We start from the raw sequence: 22978 nt of genomic DNA, 5'->3' as shown, positions 1-22978 counted from the left end.
TTACCATTAAGGAATTAAGCCATTTTCGCTTAAAAAACTTAATAAAAATCAATTTATTGATTGCTTAATCAGAATAAACTTAACTCACTGAAATTCTTAATGTTAAATTTAAGAATAAACAGAGTTTATTTTAATTTAGAAAATTAAGAAAAGGCTATAAAAAATTTATTGAATGAAATTTAAACAGGCTCTAAAAATCTTTTTGATTTCACAGAATTTTAAATACATTTTAATATTAAAAAAAATTTAAGCAAATTTGTGCTATGAGAAAATTGGTGATTGCTGTAGATGGCTATTCTTCCACAGGCAAAAGTTCCATTTCAAAGATTATTGCAAAAAAATTGAATCTTGTTCATTTGGATACAGGATCGATATATCGCGCTGTGACTTATTACGCCTTAAAAAATTGCAAAAATTCGGAAGGAAAAATTGATTTAGATTTGCTTTTTAAAAGTTTAGATAAAATAGAAATTTCCTTTAAAGAAGATAAAAATGAACTAAAACTTTACCTCAATGGCGAAGAAATGTCGCACAAAATTCGGCAAATTAAAGTTAATAACAATGTAAGTTTCATTGCCAAACAACCAGAAATTCGTGCATTTCTTTTAGAATTGCAAAGAAATTTGGCCAAAAATGGCGGTATTATAATGGATGGCAGAGACATCGGCGCTTTTGTTTTGCCAGATGCAGATTTCAAATTTTTCTTGACTGCAAGTGTGGAGGAACGCACAAAAAGAAGATTTCAAGAACTTAAAAATTCTGGCATCGACACTGAAGAAGAAAAAGTAAGAGATAATTTATTAAAGAGAGACAAAATAGACAGCGAAAGAGAAAATTCTCCACTAAAACAAGCCGAAGATGCTATTTTGATTGATAATACTTTTTTAACAAAAGAAGAAACCATCGCACTGATTCTCAATTATTTAAAAAAAACATGACAAATAACGTAATATTACTTTTTGGTACGTTTGTTGTAATTTAAAAAGCAACAAAAATTAAAATAATATTAACAATAAATTATTAAAAATGTCAAAAAAAAGTAGCAATAACGTAGCAGGAGTATTAGCAGGATTATTAGCAGGAGCCGCTGCAGGTGTAGTTTTAGGAATGCTTTATGCGCCAGAGGAAGGAACAGAAACACGAAAAAAGATTAAAAAGAAAGCGAAAGAATTAAAAGATCAGGCCGAAGATAAATATTCTGAAGTTTCTGAAAAAGCAAAACACAAATACCATGATGCAGCAGAAAAAGCAAAAGAAACCTACAAAAATGTTTCTGAAACTGTGAAGGACACAACAGAAAAAGTTGTTGGCAGCATGAAAGAAGGCTATGACAAATATAGAGATCAAGCCGCGAGTAAAATTGCAGATGTTGCAAAAGATGTAGAAAACGAGTTGGATAGTTTAAGATCTTAAGCTAAAAACCGACCTAAAAATAAAAAGGAACTTGTGAAGAGTTCCTTTTTTTGTAACTTTAAAAAAAAAATAAAAATGGTAGAAACTTTAAAAGAATTTTTAGCCAAAAGAATTGAACTTCTTAAAATGGAAGCTACTGAAAAAACCGTTATAATTTTGGCGTTTTTTGTATTTTCGGGTCTTTTTATTTTGATGTTTTTAGTTTTTGTAATCTTATTAAATATTGGTTTAGGCCTCATTTTAGGCCATTATATCGGCAATTATGGCTATGGCATATTATTAATTGCTGGCTTTTATTTGATATTTGTTTTTATCACACTCCTTTTTAAAAATAGCATTAAAAAACGGGTGGCTAATTTTTTCTTAAAATTTATAAATTCTTAAAAAATGGCAAACAAATACAATAGTTTAGAAGAACTTAGAAGAAAAAAAGCCTTACTGAAAAAGGAAGTTTCAGATTTGCAAGATCTTTTAACTTTTGAAGATACGAAAGAAAGTTTGAGCGTTTTAACGCACGGTTTCTCCGATTCTTTTTTAAAAGAAGAATATAACAAAGATGGCGAAAAATCTGTGGCTTTGGATGGAAAAGAAATTGTAAAAAGCATTTCAAATCAGGTAAAAAGCACACTTATGAATAAAAAAAATATTATGAATTTTGCGAAGAGTGATGTAGGAAGCAGCATTGCCGAAAATGCCATCAAATTAAGCATTGTAGGTTTTGTGGGCAACTATGCCAAAAAAAGTTTAAGCAACAGCAATTGGAAAAAGAAAGTACTTGGTTTGATTCTCATCTATTTAGCGCCAAGCCTTTTGCGATATTTAAGAACAAAATTAGAAGATTACGAAAAAAACCGCAGCGTGAGTTCTATGGAGCAATTGATCTAAAAAATCAGAGCCTTATTTCTATGTTATTTTTGTGCGAAAATCTGTCCTAAAATAATACCAGTTGCCATAGAAACGTTTAGGCTTTCAGTAGATTTAGATTTTCCAAAACGTGGAATTGTAATTTTTTTATGCAAGTTTTCTAAAGTTTTAGGCCGCATTCCGTTGCCTTCATTACCCAAAATTAAATTAAAGTTTTTAGGAAATTTAAAATCATAAATATTTTCGCCTTGCATATCTGTGCCTATATTTTCATTTTTAGTTTCAGATAAATAAAGTTCCAAATTTTTATAATAAATTTTAACGCGCAGAAAACTGCCCATACTTGCCATCAACACTTTTGGATTAAAGCAATCTGCTGTGTCTTCACTACAAATAATTTGCTCAATCCCAAACCAATCAGCCAAACGAATGATGGTGCCCAAATTTCCGGGATCTTGTATGCCATCTAAAATAATTTGCTGCTTTAACTCCTGAAAAGGTTTTTCTAATGGGATTTCGCAAAGTGCTAAAGAATTTTTTGGATGCTGAAGAAAACTTATTTTTTTTAATTCTGCCGCAGAAACGGATATAGTTTCGGTATATTCTACATCAAGATCTTCCAAATCAATTGAAAAAATTTCCTTAATTTTAAAGGAAGAATTCAGCATTTCTCGAATGATTTTGTTACCTTCAACCAAAAACATATTGTATTTTTGTCTGAATTTCTTCTTATCGAGAGATTGTATAATTTTTATTTTATGAGACGACAGCATTTTTTAAAATATTTTCAAAAGTATTACTTATTAATCTGTTCTGCAACTGCGATGCTTTTCATCTTTGGCTGTAGCGCAACTAAAAAAGTGCCGCAAAGCGAGTTTTTGCTTACTAAAAACAATTTTAAATTTACAGATGGTAAAATTTATGCCAATCAAATCCCAGATTATGTAAGCCAAAAGCCGAACAAAAAACAACTACTTTTTTTCCCGATTGGGCTTTATTTTTATAATGTTTCCAACCCGAAATATGATAGTATTCTCAATGAATATCAAACCTATCCCAAAGCAATGCGAAATCAAAAACTTCGAGATTCGCTTTTCATTAAATATAAACATCCAGAATATGTGGGCGAAAATTTATTTTGGAATCGTTTTTTTCATTCTTTGGGGACCGCACCTATTATTTTAGACCAAGGTAAAACGCAATCGAGTGCAGATAAAATTAGAAAATTTTTAGTCTATCGCGGTTATTGGGATTCGCATGTAGAATATAAGCATCAATTGGATTCAGCTACTAAAAAAGCACAAGTAGATTACACCATTACGCACAAAGACCCGACGTTTATTAGCGAATATTACTATGATATTAAAGATCCACAGATTAAAGAAATTTATCAGTGGAACATTAAAAAAAGCATCGTTCGGCAAGGTGAAATTTTAGATCAAACCAAACTAGAAAATGAAGTAAATAGAATTGAAGATCTAATGAGACAAAAAGGGTACTACAATTTTAATAATTCTAATGAGGAAATCTATTTCACTGCAGATACTTTAAGCAGTAGAAAACAAGTGCCATTAACGATGAAGATTGATTCTACCTACAAAAAATCTACCATTGGCAAAATTGAAGTTGCAATTGTTAATAACGTCAAAGATTTCCCAAAAAATACTGTAAAAGATAGTTTGCGTGGCATTAATATCTATAAAATGGATGAGCAATACAAAACCCGTGCGTTGTGGCGACCAATTACTATAAAGCCTGGTGAAATTTACGACCAAAAAAATCTTGATCTTACTAAAAGGAATTTGCTATCGATGAATAATTTCAGCATTTTATCGTCTCAAATAGAATTGCGAAATGGTGGAAAAGCCCCGCCAAACGATAGTATTATTGATGTTCTCTATTTGCTAAAACCGTTACCAAAATATGAATTAAAAGTCGCAACAGATATTAATTATAGCCAACTTCTAAACTTCGGTATTTCACCTTCGATTGATCTAACAAGCAGAAATATTTTTGGCGGTGCAGAAAATCTTTCTTCGAGCATTTCTGGAACTTTCGGCTCTGTTAGAAACGCAGCGGATATTAACCAAAGAACTTTAGCCTATGAAATTTCCACACAATTTTCTTTAAAATTTCCGAGGTTATTGTTGCCTTTTTCCTATTGGCGGCTCATCCCGAAACGCTACTCTCCTACCTCATCTCTTAATTTAGGTGCTTCGGTGCAGAATAATATTGGTTTGGGCAGAATCAATTTCAATGCAGGCTTAAATTATTTCGCAAATGTGGACGACCGTATTTCTCATCGATTAACGATTTTTAATTCCCAATTAAGTTTAACCCAAAATAAAGATAAATATTACGACTTTTTCCCGGCAGATAATGCTTACCGGCAAGATATTTTTAATCTCTATTTTATAAATCATCCACTAGAGCAAGCGTCTTATAACGATGGTACATTAACTAGTGATGAACTTACTCTTTTGATAACTGGCGATTCTACTTTTATAAATTCTCTTGATTCTGCGCAGTATAGTACTTTCAATAATTTTGTGCAAAGTATTTTTAATAAAGAAAGACAAACGCAAGATGTTTTAATAAATTCATTAATTTACAATTTCACATACAATGAAATTGGCAAGAAAGAATACGAAAATCCCTTTTATTTTAATGCAAAAGTAGAATTTGCGGGTAATTTGCTATCTCTCATCAGTGGAAACAAAAAGAAAGACAATATTATCTCGGATGCTACTAAAACACTTTTCAATATTCCCTACTCACAATTTGTGAAGTTTGATGTGGATTTTAGAAAATATTTCACCTTCACAATGAAAAATGGGCGAAAAAACACACTCGCCGTACGACAATTATTAGGGGTTGGAATTCCGTATGGAAACTCGCAAAATATGCCATTTGTGAGGTCTTATTTTAATGGTGGTTCTAATGATATTCGCGCTTGGACGGCATTTGGAGGTTTAGGTCCGGCAGATTCACAATTAGATGAAAGAGTTCGTTCTTATATTCTAGATAATGTAAAACTCACGACATCAATAGAATATAGAATGCCTTTTACAGACATGTTTGAAGGCGCGATTTTTACCGATGCTGGAAATATTTGGAGTTTAAAAGACAACGGCTTGGGCGATCAGTTCAAATTTAATAAATTTATAAAACAAATGGGCGTTGGGAGCGGCTTAGGTTTAAGAATAAATGTGGCCTACATTACACTTCGCGTAGATTTGGCCTATAAAATTTATGACCCAAATCAACCTGAAGGCGAACGATGGAGGTTTTCTAAAATACAACCTTTTAAGCCCACATTAAATTTTGCATTTGGATATCCGTTTTAGAAAAAAAACATTTTTAAGTAAATTTACAGACGTATGTATTTTATGACAATTTTGATTATATTCAAAATAATTTCAATCAATGTATAAAATTCTTCAATTTTTATCTTTAGTTTTGAAAAAAAGCAAGTTTTTACCTGTAACTTTTTAGCACATATTCACACTTATAAATAATAATAAAATATTATGATTAAAAAATCTTTTTCGGCCTTAGCACTTGTTCTTATCGGAGCATTTTCTCAGGCGCAAGAAATTAAATTTCAAGAATACGATTTGCCAAATGGCATGCACGTTATTCTGCATCAAGACAATAAAGCACCTGTAGTAACTACGGCCGTAATGTATCACGTGGGTGCAAAAGACGAACTCGCTAACCGCACAGGTTTTGCGCATTTCTTTGAGCATTTGCTATTTGAAGGAACGCCCAACATCAAACGTGGAGAATGGATGAAAATTGTAGCTGCCAATGGCGGTACAAATAATGCAAACACCACAGACGACAGAACGTATTATTACGAAACGTTTCCATCAAATAATGAGCAATTAGGACTTTGGATGGAAGCAGAACGTTTGACACATCCCGTTATCAACCAAATTGGTGTAGATACGCAAGACAAAGTAGTAAAAGAAGAAAAGAGAAGAAGTTATGATAATAGACCTTATGGCAATATTTTGACGGCTATAAAAGAAGGTTTATTTAAAAAACATCCTTACAAAAATACAACGATAGGAAAAATGAAAGATATAGATTCTGCCAAATTGGAAGAATTCAAAACTTTCTTTAAAAAATATTATGTCCCAAACAACGCCACTTTGGTTGTAGCAGGCGATATCAATATAAAGCAAACCAAAGAATGGGTTAGCGATTATTTTTCAACCATACCAAAAGGAGAACCCATTGTAAGAAATTTCCCGAAAGAAGACCCTATTACAAAGGAAACTGAAATTACTTATTACGACCCGAATATCCAAATCCCAGCCTATCTTTATACATACAGAACGCCAAGTGATAAAACACGAGATGCAAAAGTTTTGGATATGATATCTTCTTATCTTAGCAACGGAAAATCTTCTGTTTTGTATAAAAAATTAGTAGATAATGAGAAAAAAGCATTGGCCGTGCAAGCGATCAATCTAGGTGAGGAAGATTATAGCATTTTTGCGTTTTTTGCAATCCCAATGGGCCAAACTTCTGAAGCCACTTTGAGAACTGATATTGATGCAGAAGTGAAAAAATTACAAACCGACCTTATTAGCGAGGAAGATTATCAAAAACTTCAAAATCAATTTGAAAATCAGTTTGTGAATTCCAATTCTAGCATTCAAGGCATTGCAAGTTCTTTGGCTACTTACCACGTTTTGCAAGGCGATACTAATTTAATTAATAAAGAAATTGATATCTACCGAGGCATCACACGAGAAGACATCAGAGACGTTGCAAAAAAATATTTAAACAGCAACCAAAGAGTTATTATTAACTATTTACCAGAAAAAAAATAATCTTAAAACTATGAAAAAATCAATATATAGTCTTGCTGCGGTATTTTTAGTTTCTGGCATTATAGGCGCACAGGTTATCGACCTTAACCAACAGCCGAAACCAGGACCAACACCAACAGTAAACATTGCAAAACCACAAAGTTTTAAACTTAAAAATGGTTTAACCGTTTTAGTGGTAGAAGATCATAAATTACCCCGCGTAAATACCACTTTAAGTTTTGATCATCCTCCATTGTTGGAAGGCGACAAAGCAGGTTTAAGCGGTATAATGTCAGATTTATTAGGAAGTGGTACTTCTAAAATTTCAAAAGACGACTTCAATAAAAAAGTAGATTATTTAGGCGCTTCTATTAATTATAGCGCAAATGGTGCATTTGCAAATAGTTTATCTAAATATTATCCAGAAATACTCAATCTTTTTGCTGATGGAATAACCGATGCAAAATTTTCTGCTGAAGAATTAGAAAAATCCAAAGCAAGAGCCATTGAAGGTTTAAAAGCCAATGAAAAAAGTACGCAAGCCATCGGAAATCGCGTTTTTAATGCATTAAGTTATGGCAAAGAAACTGCGCTTGGCGAATTTACAACCGAAAAATCTTTAGAAGCCATTACACTTCCAGACGTTCAAGCAGCATATAAAAAATATTACGCGCCACAAGATGCTTATTTAGTGGTTATCGGTGATGTGAAGTATAAAGAAGTGAAAAATATGATTGAAAAAGCCTTTGATGGCTGGCAAAAATCAGATTACAAATTTCCATCTCTACCAAAATTTGAAAATGCTCCAAAAACGGAAATTGATGTGGTAGATGTGCCAAATGCAGCGCAATCGGTGATTATTTTAGGAGATTTGCATCAATTAAAAATGAAAAATCCTGATTATTTTGCAGCAACAGTTGCCAATTATATTTTGGGAGGTGGCAGTTTAGAAACCCGCGTAAACATGAACCTTCGCGAGAAAAACGGCTTCACTTACGGTGCTTATACTTCATTAGATACATCGAAATATGATTCTAATTTTGGCGGTACAGCCGAAGTTCGTGGCGAAGTTACCGCTCCAGCGATCAAAGAATTCATGACGGAAATAAATGGCATTAAAACCATTAAACCAGAAGAATTGAATAATGCAAAAGAAAAATTAAAAGGCAGTTTTATTCTTTCATTAGAAAGACCTGAAACTGTGGCACGTTTTGCCTTAAATTTAATTACGCAAGATTTACCTAAAGATTTCTATACCAATTATTTAAAATCTGTAGATGCCCTAACTGTAGACCAAGTGCAGAAAGCGACCAGCGATTTTATTAAGCCAAATAATATGAGAATATTTGTCGCAGGAAAATCAAGTCAATTTGCAGATGGATTAGAAACATTGGGCTACCCAGTAAAATATTTCGATGCATACGCCAATCCTGTTGCAAAACCAGAGGTGAAAAAAGTAGATGCAAGTGTTACTTTGGCTACAGTTGCAGATCATTATCTCGCAGCAATTGGTGGTAAAGACAAAGTTTCGAAAATCACTTCTGTCACTTTCAATTCTACTACAAAAATGCAGGGAATGGATTTAGGCATCAAAAATACCCAAGCAACTGGTGGCAAAATGAATATGGAAGTTTCTATGATGGGAAATGTTGCTCAAAAAATGACTTTTGATGGCACCAAAGGAACAATCACAGCGATGGGCAAATCTCAACCAATGCCCGATGCAATGGTAGCTGGATATGCAAAAAATAAAGAAATTTTCCCAGAGCTTACTTTCGGCACTACAAAAGATTATACTTTAGGTGGCATAGAAAAAATTGAAGGCGCAGACTCTTATGTCGTAAATGGCCCAGATACAAAATATTATTATGATGTAAAAACTGGCCTTAAAACTGGAGAAGTAAAAACTGCAGAAGCGAACGGTCAGAAAATGGAAGTTCCGACTTATTTTTCTAACTATAAAGACGTAGATGGTGTGAAATTTCCTTTCACCATGAAAGTGAAGCAAATGGGAATGGATATGCAACTTGACGTTCAAAACTATGAACTAAACAAAGCAACAGACGCAGATTTTAAATAAAATTCTCGTTTTTGTTTACATTAAAACGGCGCCGAAAGGTGTCGTTTTTTTTGTAGTTATAGCTTTTTGCGATACAAAAAAAGTTGATTTTTCAAATTTAAAGTTGATTTTTGTGAAGTAGAAAAATTTTGTACTTTTAATCAAATACTAGATTACCGATAAACAATAGCTGCAACTACAAAACACCAAAGACAAAAATACAATGAAATATTATTTAATTTTAACACTATTGATAGCAACTAAATTAACTCTTGCGCAATCAAATTTTAAGAAAGACTCTTTAATAAAAAATCCAAATTTTGACAAATCGTTAGCTGAAGAACTAGGCGCAGATGAATATGGAATGAAAAGTTATTTTTTAGTTATTCTAAAAACAGGATCTAACACGACGGCAACTAAAGAACTTACAAGTAATAGTTTCCGCGGACATTTAGACAATATATTTCGTTTAGTAGAACAAGGCAAACTAATCGTGACAGGACCATTGGAAAAAAATAAAAATACTTACAGAGGAATTTTCATTTTAAATAATATAGAAAACATTGATGATGCAAAGAAAATATTGCAATCTGATCCCGCCATTCAAAACGGTCTTCTAGACTATGAAATATTTACTTGGTATGGCTCTGCAGCACTATCTAAATATTTACCATTTTCTGATAAAATTTGGAAATTAAAACCATAATAAAAATAGATAAGGCAACGCAAACAATGATAAACAACCTGTATAAAAATACAGGAAAGACTTTAGAACAATGGATTGAAATTGTAAAATCTCAAAATTTTGCGAAACATGGAGAAATCATAAAATTTCTTAAAGAAAAACACGGTTTTACTCACGGATTTGCAAATCTTGTTGCTCATAAAGCAAATAAATCGGACGCAGGATCTTTCAAAAACCAAAATGATTTGATAACGAAACAATATCAAAATAAAGAACATTTTAAACTTTTGTACGACAAACTTATTTCCGAAATTCAAAACTTTTGGCTAAAGCCAATACATTTTCAAAAAAAACAAGTCGGGCTAAAGCCCTCCTCTTCCTCAAAAAAACCAGATCAAAAAAAACTTTTTTTTATATTTGATTAAAATAAAGTGTAAATATGGAAACCAGAATAGAACTCAGTAAATCAAAAATCGTCTTCATGTTTCTAGGCGCCTTGGCCTTCGTTGCAGCAAGTATTTGGTTTCTAACAAATCCCGAAAAATTCGCAAAAGTATTTTTCAATTTAGATTTTGCCGTTTATACCATTGCAATATTAGGTATTTCATTTTTCGGTTTGATTGCTGTTTTATTATTCAAAAAAATATTTAATTCAAAACCGGGAATCCTCATAAATTCAGCGGGAATTACCGATAATTCTAGTGCACTTTCTGCTGGTTTTATACCTTGGGAAGACATTAGTGCAATAGAAAGTAAGCGCATTACGAATCAAAAATTTATCATTATTATTTTAAAAAAACCTGAAAATTATTTAGAAAAAATACAAAATAAATTTAAGCAAAGAGCCATGCAAATGAACTATAAAATGAGCAATTCGCCGATAAACATTTCCGCAAATTCTTTAAAAATTAGTTTTGATGATTTGTATGAAGTTTTAAATAAGGCTTTATCCGAAAACAGCAAAACTGTCTAGAAATGCAAAAAAACCAATTCGAAAATGTTTCTGACGAAACACTTTTAAAAGAGCAAAAAAAACTAAAAAATTTGAATAAAATTTACGGCATAGTTTTAATATTGATATTCTTCGCTGCCATTTATCTTGCATTTGCAAAAGAAAAATTCGCGATGGTAATTGTTTGCACTGGGCTTTTTAGTATTTACGTGGTAAACCATCAATCATTAAATGATTTTAAAAAAGAGGTGGCGAAGAGAAATTTGAATTAAAATTTTTATAATTTATCCAATGGCGATTGTACGTTTGCGATTGTTTTATCTGCAACATCTGAATATTGAAAATCATTATCACCCAATAATTTTTGTATAAGCGTAATATCTGTTCCAAATTCTAAAAGATGTGTGGCATAACTGTGGCGCAAACTGTGAATACCCACTTTTTTTGTAATTCCTGCTTTATTCATTGCAGTTTTAAAAACCGACTGCGCACTTCTTAAAGCATATTTGCCGCCATATTGTCCTTCAAATAGATATTCTTTCGGTAGAAATGATTTATAATAAATGCGCAAATCATTCAGAAAACTTTGCGGCAAATTGACATAGCGGTCTTTTTTTCCTTTTCCTCTTTCTATAAGCACTTTCATGGTTTTAGAATCTATATGCTCCATTTTTATATTCACAATTTCACTTGCGCGAAGTCCCATGCCGTAGCAAAGTTGCAAGATAAGTTTGTGTTTTGGGTTTTCTGCTGCGTTTATTAATTTTGAAATTTCTTCGGTATTTAATGCTTTTGGCAAGAGCAAAGGTTTTTTTGGGCGCAGAATATCAAAAAACATTTTGTCTTTGTGCAGCACTTTTTCAAAATAAAATTTCACGGCATTCATTCTGCTATGAATTTGGTTTTCTGAAAGTTGCAATTCTTTATGACAATACAGAAAATAACTTTGTAATCGTTCTGGCGAAAGTTCGTTTACGAAATTAGATTTTAAAATATAAAGTAATTGTGCAAATTCCATAGAGTAAACCCTAATTGTATTTGGGCTAAAACCTTTTAGCATTAATTGATCTTGAAACTTCTGAAAGGCATCTAAATTTATTGGATCAATTTTTAACAACACCTCTTTACCAACAATTTTTATATCCAGGCCAAAAAGTTCTCTGTTAAAATTATTATCTGTGACATACCAAGAATTTTGGCTTTGCGACCAAGTGGGTTTTGTAGCAGATTTGAGCATATTAATTAAATAATAATCTTTTGTAAATGTAATCCAGATAATTTTCTTTCCCTTATAAACATCTACTTTAGTTTGGAAAAGGTTTTTATCAAAAACGGGCTGCGTATTTTGCATAACTAATATTGCGTATTTTAAATAGATAATCTTGCGTATTTTAACTATTAAGAAAGATATTAAAATTAAACGACTGATAATCTGTACTTACCAAAAATTATATTTTTCTGTAGATTTATAAAACTTGCGTATATTTGAGAGTTATCTGTAATTGTATCAAAATGACGTCAGAATTTAATATTGAAGAATTTAAGGGAAAATTAAATGAATTAACTAAAAATGGTTATGCTTTAATTAAAGGAAATCCATTTGCTATTTTTAGCATTAATTTTTCTGATAAACCTTTTTACGGAAACATCTATGAATCAGAATTTAAAATTACTAAAAATGCGAATTTAAATCCTGTTCCTTATGTAATAATAGGAAACTTTAAAAAAAGTGGAAAAGCAACAGTTGTCAAATACAAAATTAAACCAATGAAATTTGGATACTATTGGATTAGATTTATTCCAATTCTGATCAACATTGTTGGAATATTTGCTTTACTACTTAATCTAAAAAATATAGACAAAAATATTTTTACTATTAAATCTTTTATAATTGTTTTTATGGTCGAATTGTTTCTGTTATTTCCCATTTTGCTTACAGAAATGAAGAAAAGAAAATTTGAGAAGGAATTTCTTACGAAACTAAAAATAAATAACAACTACAGATAACAGCATATTGGCAATAGTGCGGATTTCTCGTAAGTTTAACCATTTTAGATTTTCCGAAGATTAATTTATAATAAGAAAGTTTCCGCGTTAAAGCCGCACCATCGCCAATATGCGAAACGTTATCTGCAAGCGTAACCGAAAATAACGCATAAAATGAGAAAAAATTTATTAATACTTTTTGTTTTATTAGCATCAATCTGTTATTTACAAATTAATGCTAAAAAAACTGTTACAAATTATGATAGAAATATTCAAGATACTATTATTGTTAAACACAAAAATTTTATAGATAAATCATCTTTCGAATTTGGTTTTTATTCAAAATCATACAGTTATTTTTGGATTGTTGGAAAAGATACTCTAGATTTTTCAATTAGTGCATGTGAATATGAAAGAGATAAATCTATGAGTATAAAAATTTTTCACAAAAATCCTATTAATTTAGAAACAGTACTAAAAAACACTAAAAATTGTTTACCTCTAATAAAACAAGATTTTAATACTGAAAAACTAAATTACTTATACTTCACAAACTCATTCATCTACTACCCAGACATTGTTACTAAACTATCAAATGAATATGAAGAAAAGTTTGGACAAAAACGAATAAAGTACGAAAAATTAAATAATTTTATGCTTAATTCAATTTTTAACAGAAAATTAAATATTTTTCTACAATTAGAAAACAAAAAAGTGAGTAGTTATAGTATTGAAAAATTTAATTTGATTGATAAAGAAAGTATGAAATATCAATTACCTAATTCTGAATTAAAAGATTATCCTACATTTTCAATCAATGGAATGGGAACTGTTGTAAATTTGAGTCAAAAATAAATAAAACGCCTGCAGATAACATCGGTTTTGCAATATGCGGGGTTTAGAGAAAGTAGAAACATTTGTGGAATTTATCCGCAAAAAACCATTTTCTTTTACAAATTTTTGTATTTTATCAAAAGAAAAATGGCTTTTGCTCAGTTCGGTTGCAGTTGTAACTTCCTGCCAATCAATACCGTACATCACAAAGTCGTTTTCCGTTAAAAAAAACTTCAAAAACAATTTAATTTTTCGCAAAAAATTTCTTTAAAATATTAAAGAGTAAAACAGAAATAGCGCCAACTGAAATCCCAACAATCAATTCCCGCAACAAATCTGGTAAAGCCGGAAGCAGATGATGAAACCACTCGATATTGTGTAAGAAAATGCCACCAGAAACCAATAGCAAAGCAACAGTTCCTACAATAGCTAAGGTTTTAATCACATAAGGTAACGCTTGAACCAAAACACTTCCTATTTTTCTTTTGAAACTTGTTTCTTTTTTGCTTTTTTTAATTAAATAAAAGCCCGCTTCATCCATTCTCACAATTAGCGCAACAATTCCGTAAACCCCAACTGTTGCTAAAATGGAAATTATAGAAACTACAAAAATTTGATTCGCCAAAGGGTCGTTCACTACAGTGCTCATCGCAATAATGACGATTTCTACAGACAAAATAAAATCTGTTACAATGGCGGCTTTTACGCGGGATTTTTCTAATGCTAAGATATCGGCTTCACTCTCTATTTTGCTTACATCTTCAAGTTTCGGGTGCGGAAATAGCCATTCATAAATTTTTTCAGCACCTTCAAAGGCGAGATAAATGCCTCCAAAAATTAAAATAATTTTAATAGCAATCGGGAAAAATGCACTTAATAAAAATGCAATCGGAAGAATAATTAACTTATTTAAAAGAGACCCTTTTGTAATGGCCCACAAAACCGGAAGTTCTCTTGTTGATGCAAAACCAGAGGCTTTTTCTGCATTTACAGCCAAATCATCTCCCAAGATTCCAGCGGTTTTTTTTGCCGCTATTTTGCTCATCATTGCAACATCATCCAGCAAAACTGAAATATCATCTAAAACTGCGAAAAATCCTGAAGCCATGTTCTATTTCTAAAATTTTTCAAATATAATTCTAAAATAGACCTTAAACAAATTGATTTTAAATTAAAAATCTTTTATAAATTTTAATAAAAGAACAGAAAATGCTTAAAAAGCAACTAGACGACAAACAAAATTCTTAATATAAATTTATTGAAATCTGAACAGTTAACACTAAAATATATTTGAATATTTTTAGTTCATCCAAGATAAAATCTTTACTTATTAATTATTTTTTTGAGGCCTATAAATTTTAAAATATTTATCTAAAGGCGATAATATAAAAATGATAATTCTACAAAAATATAGGAAAAGAGTTTTCATGGTTTTAATTTTTAATATTTAGCCTTCTCAAAGTTCTAATTTTTTAATAAAAAAAAACAGAGGAAAAACACCCAGTTTTTAGCCACAAAAAAAGACTGTAAAAAATACAGTCTTTAACTTTATCTAAAAATTTTTTATTTAAGAATCTTTCAATGCTTCAGCACCGGAAACGATTTCTAAAATTTCATTTGTAATAGCCGCTTGTCTTGCTTTATTGTAGTAGATTTTCAATTCATTTCTTAATGCGTCGGCGTTATCAGTTGCTTTGTGCATTGCGGTCATTCTAGCGCCATGTTCTGATGCAACCGAATCTAATATTGCTTTGTAAACTTGCGTTTTAATAGATTTTGGAATTAGAACATCTAAAATTTCTTTAGCATTTGGTTCAAAAACATAATCTTTGCTTGTATTATTAGAGGCCGTTTCAGGCATTGCAATAGGTAAAACTTGCTCTGTAATCACTTCTTGCGTTGCCGCATTGATGAATTTGTTGTAAACGATATACACTTTATCGAACGTGCCCAAAGTGAATTCTTTCATTACTTTTTTGGTAAATCGGGACACGATTTCAAAAGTTAAGGCATCATATACAGCACTTTGATTATCAAAAACAGTTCTAGTTTTTCTTACCGCATCATAAACCTTTTTTCCTACCGCAAGTATTTCTACATCGTAGTCGTTTTCAGAAATTCTTGTATTCAATTCTTTTATTACTGAAGAATTAAAAGCGCCCGCCAAACCTCTATTGGAAGTTACTGTAATATAAAGCACTTTTTTTATAGGCCGTTGTTTTGCGTATGGCGACACATTATCTGGCTCTGGGTTAGAATTAACATTTTCTATTAACTCTTGCAGTTTCTCAGAATACGGTCTAAGCATCACAATTGCATCTTGTGCTTTCTTCAATTTTGCAGCAGATACCATTTTCATGGCACTTGTAATCTGCATCGTAGAAGAGATGGAGGATATTCTTGCGCGTATTTCTTTTAAGTTTGCCATTCTATTTTAGTTGTTGGTTGTCGGTTGTTGGTTGTTAGTCTGAGAAAAAATCCATCAACTAACAGCCAACAATCATCAACTAATTTTAATTATATTTTGATGCTAATTCTGCAGCTGCTTGCTTCAAGACAGATGTGATAGAATCATCAATTTTACCAGATTTAATTGCAGCCATTGTTTCCGGATGTTTGCTTCTTAAAAAATCGATATATTCTATTTGAAATTCTTTTACATTTCTAATAGGAACAGATTTCAAAAGATTTTCGGTTCCTGCGTAAATCATTGCAACTTGGCTATCTACAGGTAATGGCGAATTTACGGGTTGTTTCAAAATCTCCACGTTTCTTTCACCTTTAGAAATTACAGCCATAGTGGCGGCATCTAAATCGGAACCAAATTTTGCAAATGCTTCTAATTCTTTATATTGCGCTTGGTCTAATTTTAAAGTACCAGAAACTTTTTTCATAGATTTAATCTGAGCATTTCCACCCACACGAGATACCGAAATACCAACGTTGATCGCAGGACGAACACCTGAATTAAATAAATCTGTTTCTAAGAAAATTTGTCCGTCAGTAATTGAAATTACATTCGTTGGAATATAGGCAGAAACGTCACCTGCTTGTGTTTCAATAATCGGAAGCGCCGTTAATGAACCTCCACCTTTGATAATTGGTTTTAAAGACTCTGGCAAATCATTCATTTGGCTTGCGATAGTATCATCTGCAATTACCTTTGCTGCTCTTTCAAGAAGTCTGGAGTGTAAATAAAAGACATCTCCTGGGTAAGCTTCACGGCCTGGTGGTCTTCTTAATAATAAAGATAATTCACGATACGCCACAGCTTGTTTAGATAAATCATCATAAATAATTAACGCTGGACGACCTGTGTCTCGGAAATATTCACCGATTGCAGCACCCGCCATTGGCGCGTAGACTTGCATTGGTGTAGGATCTGAAGCGTTTGCAGCCACTACAGTTGTGTAAGCCATCGCGCCTTTATCCGTTAAAGTTTTTACGATTTGTGCAACAGTAGAACCTTTTTGGCCAATTGCTACGTAAATACAATATACAGGTTCACCTGCATCATAAAATTCTTTTTGATTAAGAATAGTATCAATGGCCACGACAGTTTTACCTGTTTGTCGGTCACCAATAATTAATTCTCTTTGTCCTCTTCCGATTGGAATCATAGAATCTATGGCAACAATCCCTGTTTGAATCGGTTCAGTTACAGGCTGACGAAAAATTACTCCTGGAGCTTTTCTTTCTAGTGGCATTTCATAAGTCACGCCTTCGATAGGTCCTTTTCCATCAATTGGATTTCCAAGGGTATCTACCACTCTACCAAGCATGCCTTCGCCTACTTTAATGGAAGAAATTCTTTCAGTTCTTTTTACTGTATCTCCTTCTTTTATCAATCGAGATTCACCCAAAAGTGCCACACCTACATTATCTTCTTCAAGATTTAGCACGATGCCTTCTACGCCACTTTCAAATTTCACCAATTCGCCATATTGCACATTTTCTAATCCGTAAACACGAGCAATACCATCACCAATAGTGAGAACTGTGCCTACTTCTTCTACATTAGATTGTGTATCAAAATTGGCTAATTGCTGCTTTAAAATTGCTGAAACTTCAGCTGGATTTATTTCTGCCATTCTATGATTATTTTCTTAATTTAATTGAAATTCTTTATTTAATTGGCTAAGTTTTGAGCGAACTGAAGCATCTACTTGCTGATCTCCTACTCTTAAAATATAGCCTCCCAAAATATTTGGGTTGATGTTGGTTTGCAAATCAAATTTTTGCTTTGCATCTACCAAGTTTGTTGATTTTAAAATTGCATCTACATTAGCCGCAGAAAGTTGAGTTGCAGAAGTTAATGATACTTTTTGCAAACCCTCTAAAGTTTCCACTTTATCAATAAATGCTTGTGCAATTTGCTGCAATTGTTTTTCTCTACCTTGTTTGATGATTAAACTAATAAAATTCTGCGCACTAACTGAAAAGTTTTTAAAAATTTCTCCTAAAATAGCAATTTTCTTTTTACTATCTATAACAGGTGTTTGCAGAAAACTGTTTAATTCTCTTGAAGATTTCAAGATATTCACTACATCTTTCATTTCACCGAAAAGTGCAGTTGTGCTGCCAGAATCTGTGGAAAACTCTAACAAACCTTGCGCATATCTTTTTGCTACTTTTGAAGTTCGCATTTTAGTTTAAGTTTGATTTGTTTAGATATTCTTCTACTAAAGCATTTTGCGCTTCAGAACTATCTAATTTTTGTTTCAAAATAGATTCAGCGATGTTGATAGAAAGAGATCCAATTTGTTTTTTAATATCTGCCATTGCCGCAGATTTTTCAGCTTGTATGGCTTGTCTTGCTTGCTCAATCATTTTATCGCCTTCTTCTTTGGCAACATCTTTGGCTTCGCCAACAATTCTGTCTTTTATTTCTCTCGCTTCTTTCAAAATGGCATCACGTTCCACTTTCGCAGCACGGATTATATTTTCGTTTTCGGCTTTTAAGTTTTCAACTTCTTTTTTTGCTAATTTAGCCTGGTTAAGAGAATCTACAATGCTGATTTCTCTTTCGTTCACCGCATCTAAAATCGGTTTCCAAGCATATTTACGCAAAACGAAAAGCAATACTAAAAAGATTGCTGATTGAATAATAAATAAACCTGATGAAAAATTTTCTAATAATCCCATAAGAGTTATATAATAAATTTGTTTTTTATAATTTTTTAAAAACCCGCAGATTGCAACCAACCGTTACAATCTACGAGAGAATTCTTTAAACTTCTTACGATGCAAAAAGTGCAGCAAACGCTACTCCTTCTACAAGAGCCGCAGCGATAAGCATCGCTACTTGAAGTTTTCCAGCTTGTTCTGGTTGTCTAGCCATACCTTCTAAGGCAGCAGCACCGATTTTTCCGATACCGATACCTGTTCCGATTACTACTAAACCACCACCAATAATTCTAGGAATTGATTCTTGCATAATATAAATTTTAAAAAATTAGTTTCGTTTTAATATAATTGATAAACAATTATTGCTAATTGATTTCCTCATCTGTTTAATTTCTATTAATAATATCGATTTAATATCATTCATCAATTATCTTTTATCATTAATGTCTTAATGTACCATTCCTTCTTCACCTTCGTGGCCATGTTCTTCATTTGCCATACCGAAATAAACCGCGGAAAGCAAAGTGAAAATATATGCTTGCAAAAGTGCTACTAAAATTTCTAGTAAATAAATCACAAATGTTAAGAATGGAAAAGCAACACCTGCAATAACATTTTTAAAGTAAAAAATCAAAGCAATTAAACTCATCATCACGATGTGACCAGCGCTCATATTTGCAAAAAGACGAATCATTAATGCAAATGGTTTAATGAACACACCGATAACTTCAATTGGCATCATGACGATTTTCATCCACCAAGGTAAACCTGGCATCCAAAAAATATGTTGCCAATAATTTCCGTTAGCGGTAAATTGTGTAATTATGAAAGTGAGAAGCGCTAATGAAAATGTGATGGCAATATTACCTGTAACATTAATACCAAAAGGCAATAAACCAAAAACATTTAAAAATAAAATAAAGAAAAAAATCGTCAATAAAAAACTCATATATTTCTTATATTTCTTACCAATATTTGGCTTAGCAATATCATCTCTAACAAAGACAATTATAGGCTCAAAAAATTTACCCGCGCCAGAAGGAACTGCAGATTTTTTATAACTTCTCGCAATAGATGTGAAAATTAAGACCAACATGATACTGGTAACCAAAATCATCAAAACATTTTTAGTAATAGATAAATCTAATACTTTTTCGTTTTCTACATGGCCTTCTTTATTTAAAGTTAAAGTTCCAGCCGCGTCTGTTTTGTAAATTTTTTCGTGTGCTAATTTATAGAATGCGCCTTTACTTTCTACCACTTCTTCGCCGTGGTGAAATTTAGAACTCATAAATGCGTGAAAACCATTGGCTTTATCATAAAAAATAATGGGTAAAGAAAAGCCTTTGTGATCCTCGGTTCCATCATCATTTTTGATGGTCATAATATCGAAACTATGCGCATCTAATACGTGATGATCGATGAATTCCTTATTTTCTTGTTTAGTTTTTTCAGCTTCAGAAAGGCTAGATTTTGCTTCAGATTTTTCTGAAGTTACCGCCGTATTTGTATTCTCATGCTGCGCAAAAGATGTTGAAAAAATCGAGAAAAATCCCAGAACCAGTATTATTCTTTTCAGCATTCCTATATCTTGTTTTAAGTTTTGCAAAAATATAACAAATTTTCAGAATAAAAAAGCCAATATTTACTGATTTTTTTCATCTTTAATTAATTGTACGGCGTATAAGGTTTCTAACACTAAAGAAATTAAATAAGGGAGAACAAAATGCAGTTTATAGAGCGGAACTTCTGTGATGTTTAACTTTTTTTTGAGGAGCATTATCATCGTAAGTTTAAACAAAATTAAACCCAAAAAAACAAAACCAATGTAGTTGGGATAGATTTTTTTAAATATCGACAAAACAGTTATAACCATCATAAAAAGTATGGTGAGAAACAGATAATATTTAAGAAATATAACTTCAAACCCTAATTTGAAATACTGCCAAATCGCAAAATGCAGAAAAAAAAGTAGAAAATAAATAAGGATAAAAAGTGTAGTTTTTTTCATTTTTTCTTAAGGTTTTCTTTGATGTTGAAAGCGCTCATTTTTATGGCCCAAAGATAAGTTTTTAGGGCGCACTATTTTATTTTTTTGAAGGTGCAAATTTAAACTAATTTGATTTAATTTCAGGTTATATGGTTTTCCGTAAGTTTTATTGAAGAAAATTCAATTAATTTAATGAAAACTAATTAATAGGAATTGAAAACTCAATTTTTATTAAAAAAATGCTTTAATTATGCTAAAGAGAACCATTTTATTAGAAAACAAGACTTCGGTAAGCACCAAACATTTGCAATTGGTCATTAAAACAGAATTGCGAGAAAGCACGATTCCGGCGGAAGATGTTGGTTATTTGGTGATCGATCATCCGCAAGTTTTTTTAAGTATTCCTGCAATGAATTTATTGGTTGAAAACAATGCGGCCATTGTTGTCTGCGGAAACAATCATTTACCCAATGGCATGTTTCTGAACCTCAATAGCCATTATATTCAACAAGAAATTTTTCGAAACCAAATTGAAGCAACTTTACCTTTGAAAAAGCAACTTTGGCAACAAACTGTGGTAGAAAAAATCGCCAATCAGGGCCTATTATTAGAAAAGATAACTGGTGAGAGTAACTCGCTAAATTTTTTGGCTTCAAGAGTGTTGAGCGGCGACACTTCAAATATGGAAGGCGTTGCGGCTAATCTTTATTGGAGGGCTTTTTTTGAATACAGCGATTTAAAGGTAAAGCGAGAAAGATTTGGTGATTTTCCTAATAATTTTTTGAATTATGGTTATGCTATTTTAAGAGCAGCAACGGCGAGAGCGCTTTCTGGAAGCGGACTTTTGAATACTTTGGGCATCCATCACCGAAATAAATATAATGCGTATGCTTTGGCAGATGATATGATGGAACCGTTTCGACCCTTGGTGGATGAAAAAGTTTTTGAATTAATAAAAATGAGCGACAACCAAGATCTGACAAGCGCTGTAAAAGTAGAATTTCTAAAAATCTTGACGCAAACGGTTTACTTTAATGAAGAAAAAAGTCCGTTGATGGTAGGTTTGCAAAAAACTGCGAGTTCTCTGCAACAATGCTTTACGGGAGAAAAAAAGAAACTAAATTTTCCAAAATTATGGAACTAAATGGCTACCGAATTATGTGGATTTTTGTGTTTTTTGATTTACCGACCGAAACTAAAAAAGACCGACACAACGCGTCGAAATTTAGAACAAATTTATTGAAAGATGGTTTTAATATGATGCAATTTTCTGTTTATATGCGGCATTGTGCAAGTAGCGAGAGCGCGGATGTGCACGAAAAGCGTGTGCAACAATTGCTTCCACCATTTGGGAAAGTGAGTGTTTTGCGCATCACGGATAAACAGTTTGGAAATATTATGAATTTTTGGGGCAAAGCCGAAGTCCCGAAACCGCCTGGCCCTGTGCAATTGGAATTATTTTAGGAATAAAAAAATGCTTCAATCTTGCTTTATCAGTGCAAAAAAGAAGCATTTTTTAGAACGATATTTTCCACTTAAAACTTTGATTATTAGAAGGTAAGGCTCCAACTAATATCGTTTTTTCTAATCTTTAATCAAACCACAACGCTTGCTTGATCTATGTAGAACAAACGAAAAATATCGTTTTTTCTAATCTTTAATCAAACCACAACAAATCCATACTGCAAATATACAAATAAAAGAATATCGTTTTTTCTAATCTTTAATCAAACCACAACGAGGAAGGTATTTCAATCTTTGGAAGAAAAAATATCGTTTTTTCTAATCTTTAATCAAACCACAACAATTCAACTAAATATAATAAAATTGAAGAAAATATCGTTTTTTCTAATCTTTAATCAAACCACAACAAGAAAGCCATTACATCGGTGCGAGAAATCAATATCGTTTTTTCTAATCTTTAATCAAACCACAACTAAAAGCCTCGTAGTTTGCGCCGAACTCTTAATATCGTTTTTTCTAATCTTTAATCAAACCACAACACCTTAAACAGTGTTGTGGGAGCGGCACAAAATATCGTTTTTTCTAATCTTTAATCAAACCACAACAGCAGTATCGTAGGACTTGAATTGAATTAAATATCGTTTTTTCTAATCTTTAATCAAACCACAACAAGAAATTCATAAAACAAATATAAATAATAAATATCGTTTTTTCTAATCTTTAATCAAACCACAACATTCTCTCAAAATCATAAACCCAAACCCATAATATCGTTTTTTCT

At 31.9% G+C, this 22978-nt stretch carries 24 protein-coding genes and 1 CRISPR repeat array (1 of these 25 cut by a window edge); of the genes, 15 read left to right on the top strand and 9 right to left on the bottom strand.

Annotated features, from left to right (window positions below; translation table 11 throughout):
- Positions 1-263 precede the first annotated feature (263 nt).
- The 4 genes from cmk (at position 264) to C4S29_RS14550 (ending at position 2298) form a co-directional block, all read left to right on the top strand.
- Positions 264-938, top strand: a complete 675-nt coding sequence (gene cmk, locus C4S29_RS14565) for a (d)CMP kinase (RefSeq protein ID WP_103914837.1) — start codon at positions 264-266, stop codon at positions 936-938.
- Positions 939-1026: 88 nt separating this feature from the next.
- Positions 1027-1413, top strand: coding sequence for a YtxH domain-containing protein (locus C4S29_RS14560; RefSeq protein WP_103914836.1), 387 nt, complete (start codon positions 1027-1029; stop codon positions 1411-1413).
- A 75-nt stretch (positions 1414-1488) separates the two neighbouring features.
- Entirely contained in the window at positions 1489-1797 is a 309-nt protein-coding gene (locus tag C4S29_RS14555; RefSeq protein WP_103914835.1) for a hypothetical protein, read from the top strand.
- A 3-nt stretch (positions 1798-1800) separates the two neighbouring features.
- Entirely contained in the window at positions 1801-2298 is a 498-nt protein-coding gene (locus tag C4S29_RS14550) for a phosphoribosyl-ATP pyrophosphatase (RefSeq protein WP_103914834.1), read from the top strand.
- Positions 2299-2321: 23 nt separating this feature from the next.
- Here C4S29_RS14550 and C4S29_RS14545 read toward each other — a convergent pair whose 3' ends face one another.
- On the bottom strand, positions 2322-3050 hold the full coding sequence (locus tag C4S29_RS14545; RefSeq protein WP_103914833.1) for a TrmH family RNA methyltransferase: 729 nt from the start codon (positions 3048-3050) through the stop codon (positions 2322-2324).
- Here C4S29_RS14545 and tamL point away from each other — a divergent pair.
- From tamL to C4S29_RS14510, 7 genes are all read left to right on the top strand, one after another.
- Complete coding sequence (gene tamL, locus C4S29_RS14540) at positions 3036-5624, top strand: translocation and assembly module lipoprotein TamL (protein WP_103914832.1); 2589 nt, start codon at positions 3036-3038, stop codon at positions 5622-5624. The genes C4S29_RS14545 and tamL overlap by 15 nt on opposite strands.
- A gap of 183 nt (positions 5625-5807) precedes the next feature.
- On the top strand, positions 5808-7121 hold the full coding sequence (locus C4S29_RS14535) for a M16 family metallopeptidase (RefSeq protein ID WP_103914831.1): 1314 nt from the start codon (positions 5808-5810) through the stop codon (positions 7119-7121).
- Positions 7122-7131: 10 nt separating this feature from the next.
- A complete protein-coding gene (locus C4S29_RS14530) occupies positions 7132-9180 on the top strand; it encodes a M16 family metallopeptidase (RefSeq protein WP_103914830.1) in 2049 nt (682 codons plus the stop codon).
- Between the two features lie 202 nt (positions 9181-9382).
- Complete coding sequence (locus tag C4S29_RS14525) at positions 9383-9865, top strand: YciI family protein (RefSeq protein ID WP_103914829.1); 483 nt, start codon at positions 9383-9385, stop codon at positions 9863-9865.
- A 26-nt stretch (positions 9866-9891) separates the two neighbouring features.
- Complete coding sequence (locus C4S29_RS14520) at positions 9892-10269, top strand: DUF4287 domain-containing protein (protein WP_221405543.1); 378 nt, start codon at positions 9892-9894, stop codon at positions 10267-10269.
- A 14-nt stretch (positions 10270-10283) separates the two neighbouring features.
- Entirely contained in the window at positions 10284-10817 is a 534-nt protein-coding gene (locus C4S29_RS14515) for an STM3941 family protein (RefSeq protein WP_103914828.1), read from the top strand.
- Between the two features lie 2 nt (positions 10818-10819).
- Positions 10820-11068, top strand: coding sequence for a hypothetical protein (locus C4S29_RS14510; RefSeq protein WP_103914827.1), 249 nt, complete (start codon positions 10820-10822; stop codon positions 11066-11068).
- A 5-nt stretch (positions 11069-11073) separates the two neighbouring features.
- Here C4S29_RS14510 and C4S29_RS14505 read toward each other — a convergent pair whose 3' ends face one another.
- Positions 11074-12147, bottom strand: coding sequence for a tyrosine-type recombinase/integrase (locus tag C4S29_RS14505; protein WP_103914826.1), 1074 nt, complete (start codon positions 12145-12147; stop codon positions 11074-11076).
- Positions 12148-12308: 161 nt separating this feature from the next.
- Here C4S29_RS14505 and C4S29_RS14500 point away from each other — a divergent pair, with 161 nt between their 5' ends.
- Together C4S29_RS14500 and C4S29_RS14490 are read left to right on the top strand one after the other, a co-directional pair.
- Positions 12309-12803, top strand: a complete 495-nt coding sequence (locus tag C4S29_RS14500; protein ID WP_103914825.1) for a hypothetical protein — start codon at positions 12309-12311, stop codon at positions 12801-12803.
- A 153-nt stretch (positions 12804-12956) separates the two neighbouring features.
- Positions 12957-13637, top strand: a complete 681-nt coding sequence (locus C4S29_RS14490; protein ID WP_103914823.1) for a hypothetical protein — start codon at positions 12957-12959, stop codon at positions 13635-13637.
- Between the two features lie 223 nt (positions 13638-13860).
- Here the strand turns inward: C4S29_RS14490 and C4S29_RS14480 are convergent, their stop codons facing one another.
- The 7 genes from C4S29_RS14480 to atpB form a co-directional block, all read right to left on the bottom strand.
- Entirely contained in the window at positions 13861-14724 is an 864-nt protein-coding gene (locus C4S29_RS14480) for a DUF808 domain-containing protein (protein WP_103914821.1), read from the bottom strand.
- A 459-nt stretch (positions 14725-15183) separates the two neighbouring features.
- A complete protein-coding gene (atpG, locus tag C4S29_RS14475) occupies positions 15184-16044 on the bottom strand; it encodes an ATP synthase F1 subunit gamma (RefSeq protein WP_103914820.1) in 861 nt (286 codons plus the stop codon).
- 85 nt (positions 16045-16129) lie between these two features.
- On the bottom strand, positions 16130-17707 hold the full coding sequence (gene atpA, locus C4S29_RS14470; RefSeq protein WP_103914819.1) for a F0F1 ATP synthase subunit alpha: 1578 nt from the start codon (positions 17705-17707) through the stop codon (positions 16130-16132).
- 15 nt (positions 17708-17722) lie between these two features.
- Positions 17723-18262, bottom strand: a complete 540-nt coding sequence (gene atpH, locus C4S29_RS14465) for an ATP synthase F1 subunit delta (RefSeq protein ID WP_103914818.1) — start codon at positions 18260-18262, stop codon at positions 17723-17725.
- Between the two features lies 1 nt (position 18263).
- A complete protein-coding gene (gene atpF / locus C4S29_RS14460; protein ID WP_103914849.1) occupies positions 18264-18761 on the bottom strand; it encodes a F0F1 ATP synthase subunit B in 498 nt (165 codons plus the stop codon).
- Positions 18762-18855: 94 nt separating this feature from the next.
- Entirely contained in the window at positions 18856-19053 is a 198-nt protein-coding gene (gene atpE / locus C4S29_RS14455; RefSeq protein ID WP_103914817.1) for an ATP synthase F0 subunit C, read from the bottom strand.
- A gap of 138 nt (positions 19054-19191) precedes the next feature.
- Positions 19192-20325 carry a F0F1 ATP synthase subunit A gene (gene atpB, locus C4S29_RS14450; protein ID WP_103914816.1) on the bottom strand — a complete coding sequence of 378 codons (1134 nt, stop codon included), beginning with the start codon at positions 20323-20325 and terminating at the stop codon, positions 19192-19194.
- A 658-nt stretch (positions 20326-20983) separates the two neighbouring features.
- On the opposite strand from atpB, the gene cas1 reads away from it, so the two are divergent.
- Together cas1 and cas2 are read left to right on the top strand one after the other, a co-directional pair.
- Positions 20984-21877, top strand: a complete 894-nt coding sequence (gene cas1, locus C4S29_RS14440) for a type II CRISPR-associated endonuclease Cas1 (RefSeq protein ID WP_103914814.1) — start codon at positions 20984-20986, stop codon at positions 21875-21877.
- A complete protein-coding gene (gene cas2 / locus C4S29_RS14435) occupies positions 21868-22197 on the top strand; it encodes a CRISPR-associated endonuclease Cas2 (RefSeq protein ID WP_185116971.1) in 330 nt (109 codons plus the stop codon). The genes cas1 and cas2 overlap by 10 nt, the downstream gene beginning before the upstream one ends.
- A gap of 107 nt (positions 22198-22304) precedes the next feature.
- A CRISPR array of direct repeats spans positions 22305-22978; the repeat unit is 36 nt; unit sequence AATATCGTTTTTTCTAATCTTTAATCAAACCACAAC; it runs 1077 nt beyond the window's last position.

The organism is Halpernia humi, from assembly GCF_900108025.1.
Lineage (GTDB): Bacteria > Bacteroidota > Bacteroidia > Flavobacteriales > Weeksellaceae > Halpernia > Halpernia humi.
The sequence above is the reverse complement of the archived record's forward strand: the minus strand, read 5'-3'. Positions and strand labels throughout refer to the sequence as shown.

Excerpts from the sequence above, each read along its gene's own strand:
- C4S29_RS14545 (WP_103914833.1), bottom strand. The coding sequence starts at position 3,050 with ATGCTGTCGTCTCATAAAATAAAAATTATACAATCTCTCGATAAGAAG.
- cas1 (WP_103914814.1), top strand. The coding sequence starts at position 20,984 with ATGCTAAAGAGAACCATTTTATTAGAAAACAAGACTTCGGTAAGCACC.
- atpE (WP_103914817.1), bottom strand. The coding sequence starts at position 19,053 with ATGCAAGAATCAATTCCTAGAATTATTGGTGGTGGTTTAGTAGTAATC.
- C4S29_RS14560 (WP_103914836.1), top strand. The coding sequence starts at position 1,027 with ATGTCAAAAAAAAGTAGCAATAACGTAGCAGGAGTATTAGCAGGATTA.
- atpG (WP_103914820.1), bottom strand. The coding sequence starts at position 16,044 with ATGGCAAACTTAAAAGAAATACGCGCAAGAATATCCTCCATCTCTTCT.
- C4S29_RS14500 (WP_103914825.1), top strand. The coding sequence starts at position 12,309 with ATGACGTCAGAATTTAATATTGAAGAATTTAAGGGAAAATTAAATGAA.
- atpB (WP_103914816.1), bottom strand. The coding sequence starts at position 20,325 with ATGCTGAAAAGAATAATACTGGTTCTGGGATTTTTCTCGATTTTTTCA.
- C4S29_RS14525 (WP_103914829.1), top strand. The coding sequence starts at position 9,383 with ATGAAATATTATTTAATTTTAACACTATTGATAGCAACTAAATTAACT.
- atpF (WP_103914849.1), bottom strand. The coding sequence starts at position 18,761 with ATGGGATTATTAGAAAATTTTTCATCAGGTTTATTTATTATTCAATCA.
- C4S29_RS14550 (WP_103914834.1), top strand. The coding sequence starts at position 1,801 with ATGGCAAACAAATACAATAGTTTAGAAGAACTTAGAAGAAAAAAAGCC.
- C4S29_RS14480 (WP_103914821.1), bottom strand. The coding sequence starts at position 14,724 with ATGGCTTCAGGATTTTTCGCAGTTTTAGATGATATTTCAGTTTTGCTG.
- C4S29_RS14555 (WP_103914835.1), top strand. The coding sequence starts at position 1,489 with ATGGTAGAAACTTTAAAAGAATTTTTAGCCAAAAGAATTGAACTTCTT.
- C4S29_RS14530 (WP_103914830.1), top strand. The coding sequence starts at position 7,132 with ATGAAAAAATCAATATATAGTCTTGCTGCGGTATTTTTAGTTTCTGGC.
- tamL (WP_103914832.1), top strand. The coding sequence starts at position 3,036 with ATGAGACGACAGCATTTTTTAAAATATTTTCAAAAGTATTACTTATTA.
- cas2 (WP_185116971.1), top strand. The coding sequence starts at position 21,868 with ATGGAACTAAATGGCTACCGAATTATGTGGATTTTTGTGTTTTTTGAT.
- C4S29_RS14515 (WP_103914828.1), top strand. The coding sequence starts at position 10,284 with ATGGAAACCAGAATAGAACTCAGTAAATCAAAAATCGTCTTCATGTTT.
- C4S29_RS14505 (WP_103914826.1), bottom strand. The coding sequence starts at position 12,147 with ATGCAAAATACGCAGCCCGTTTTTGATAAAAACCTTTTCCAAACTAAA.
- cmk (WP_103914837.1), top strand. The coding sequence starts at position 264 with ATGAGAAAATTGGTGATTGCTGTAGATGGCTATTCTTCCACAGGCAAA.
- atpH (WP_103914818.1), bottom strand. The coding sequence starts at position 18,262 with ATGCGAACTTCAAAAGTAGCAAAAAGATATGCGCAAGGTTTGTTAGAG.
- C4S29_RS14510 (WP_103914827.1), top strand. The coding sequence starts at position 10,820 with ATGCAAAAAAACCAATTCGAAAATGTTTCTGACGAAACACTTTTAAAA.
- C4S29_RS14535 (WP_103914831.1), top strand. The coding sequence starts at position 5,808 with ATGATTAAAAAATCTTTTTCGGCCTTAGCACTTGTTCTTATCGGAGCA.
- atpA (WP_103914819.1), bottom strand. The coding sequence starts at position 17,707 with ATGGCAGAAATAAATCCAGCTGAAGTTTCAGCAATTTTAAAGCAGCAA.
- C4S29_RS14520 (WP_221405543.1), top strand. The coding sequence starts at position 9,892 with ATGATAAACAACCTGTATAAAAATACAGGAAAGACTTTAGAACAATGG.
- C4S29_RS14490 (WP_103914823.1), top strand. The coding sequence starts at position 12,957 with ATGAGAAAAAATTTATTAATACTTTTTGTTTTATTAGCATCAATCTGT.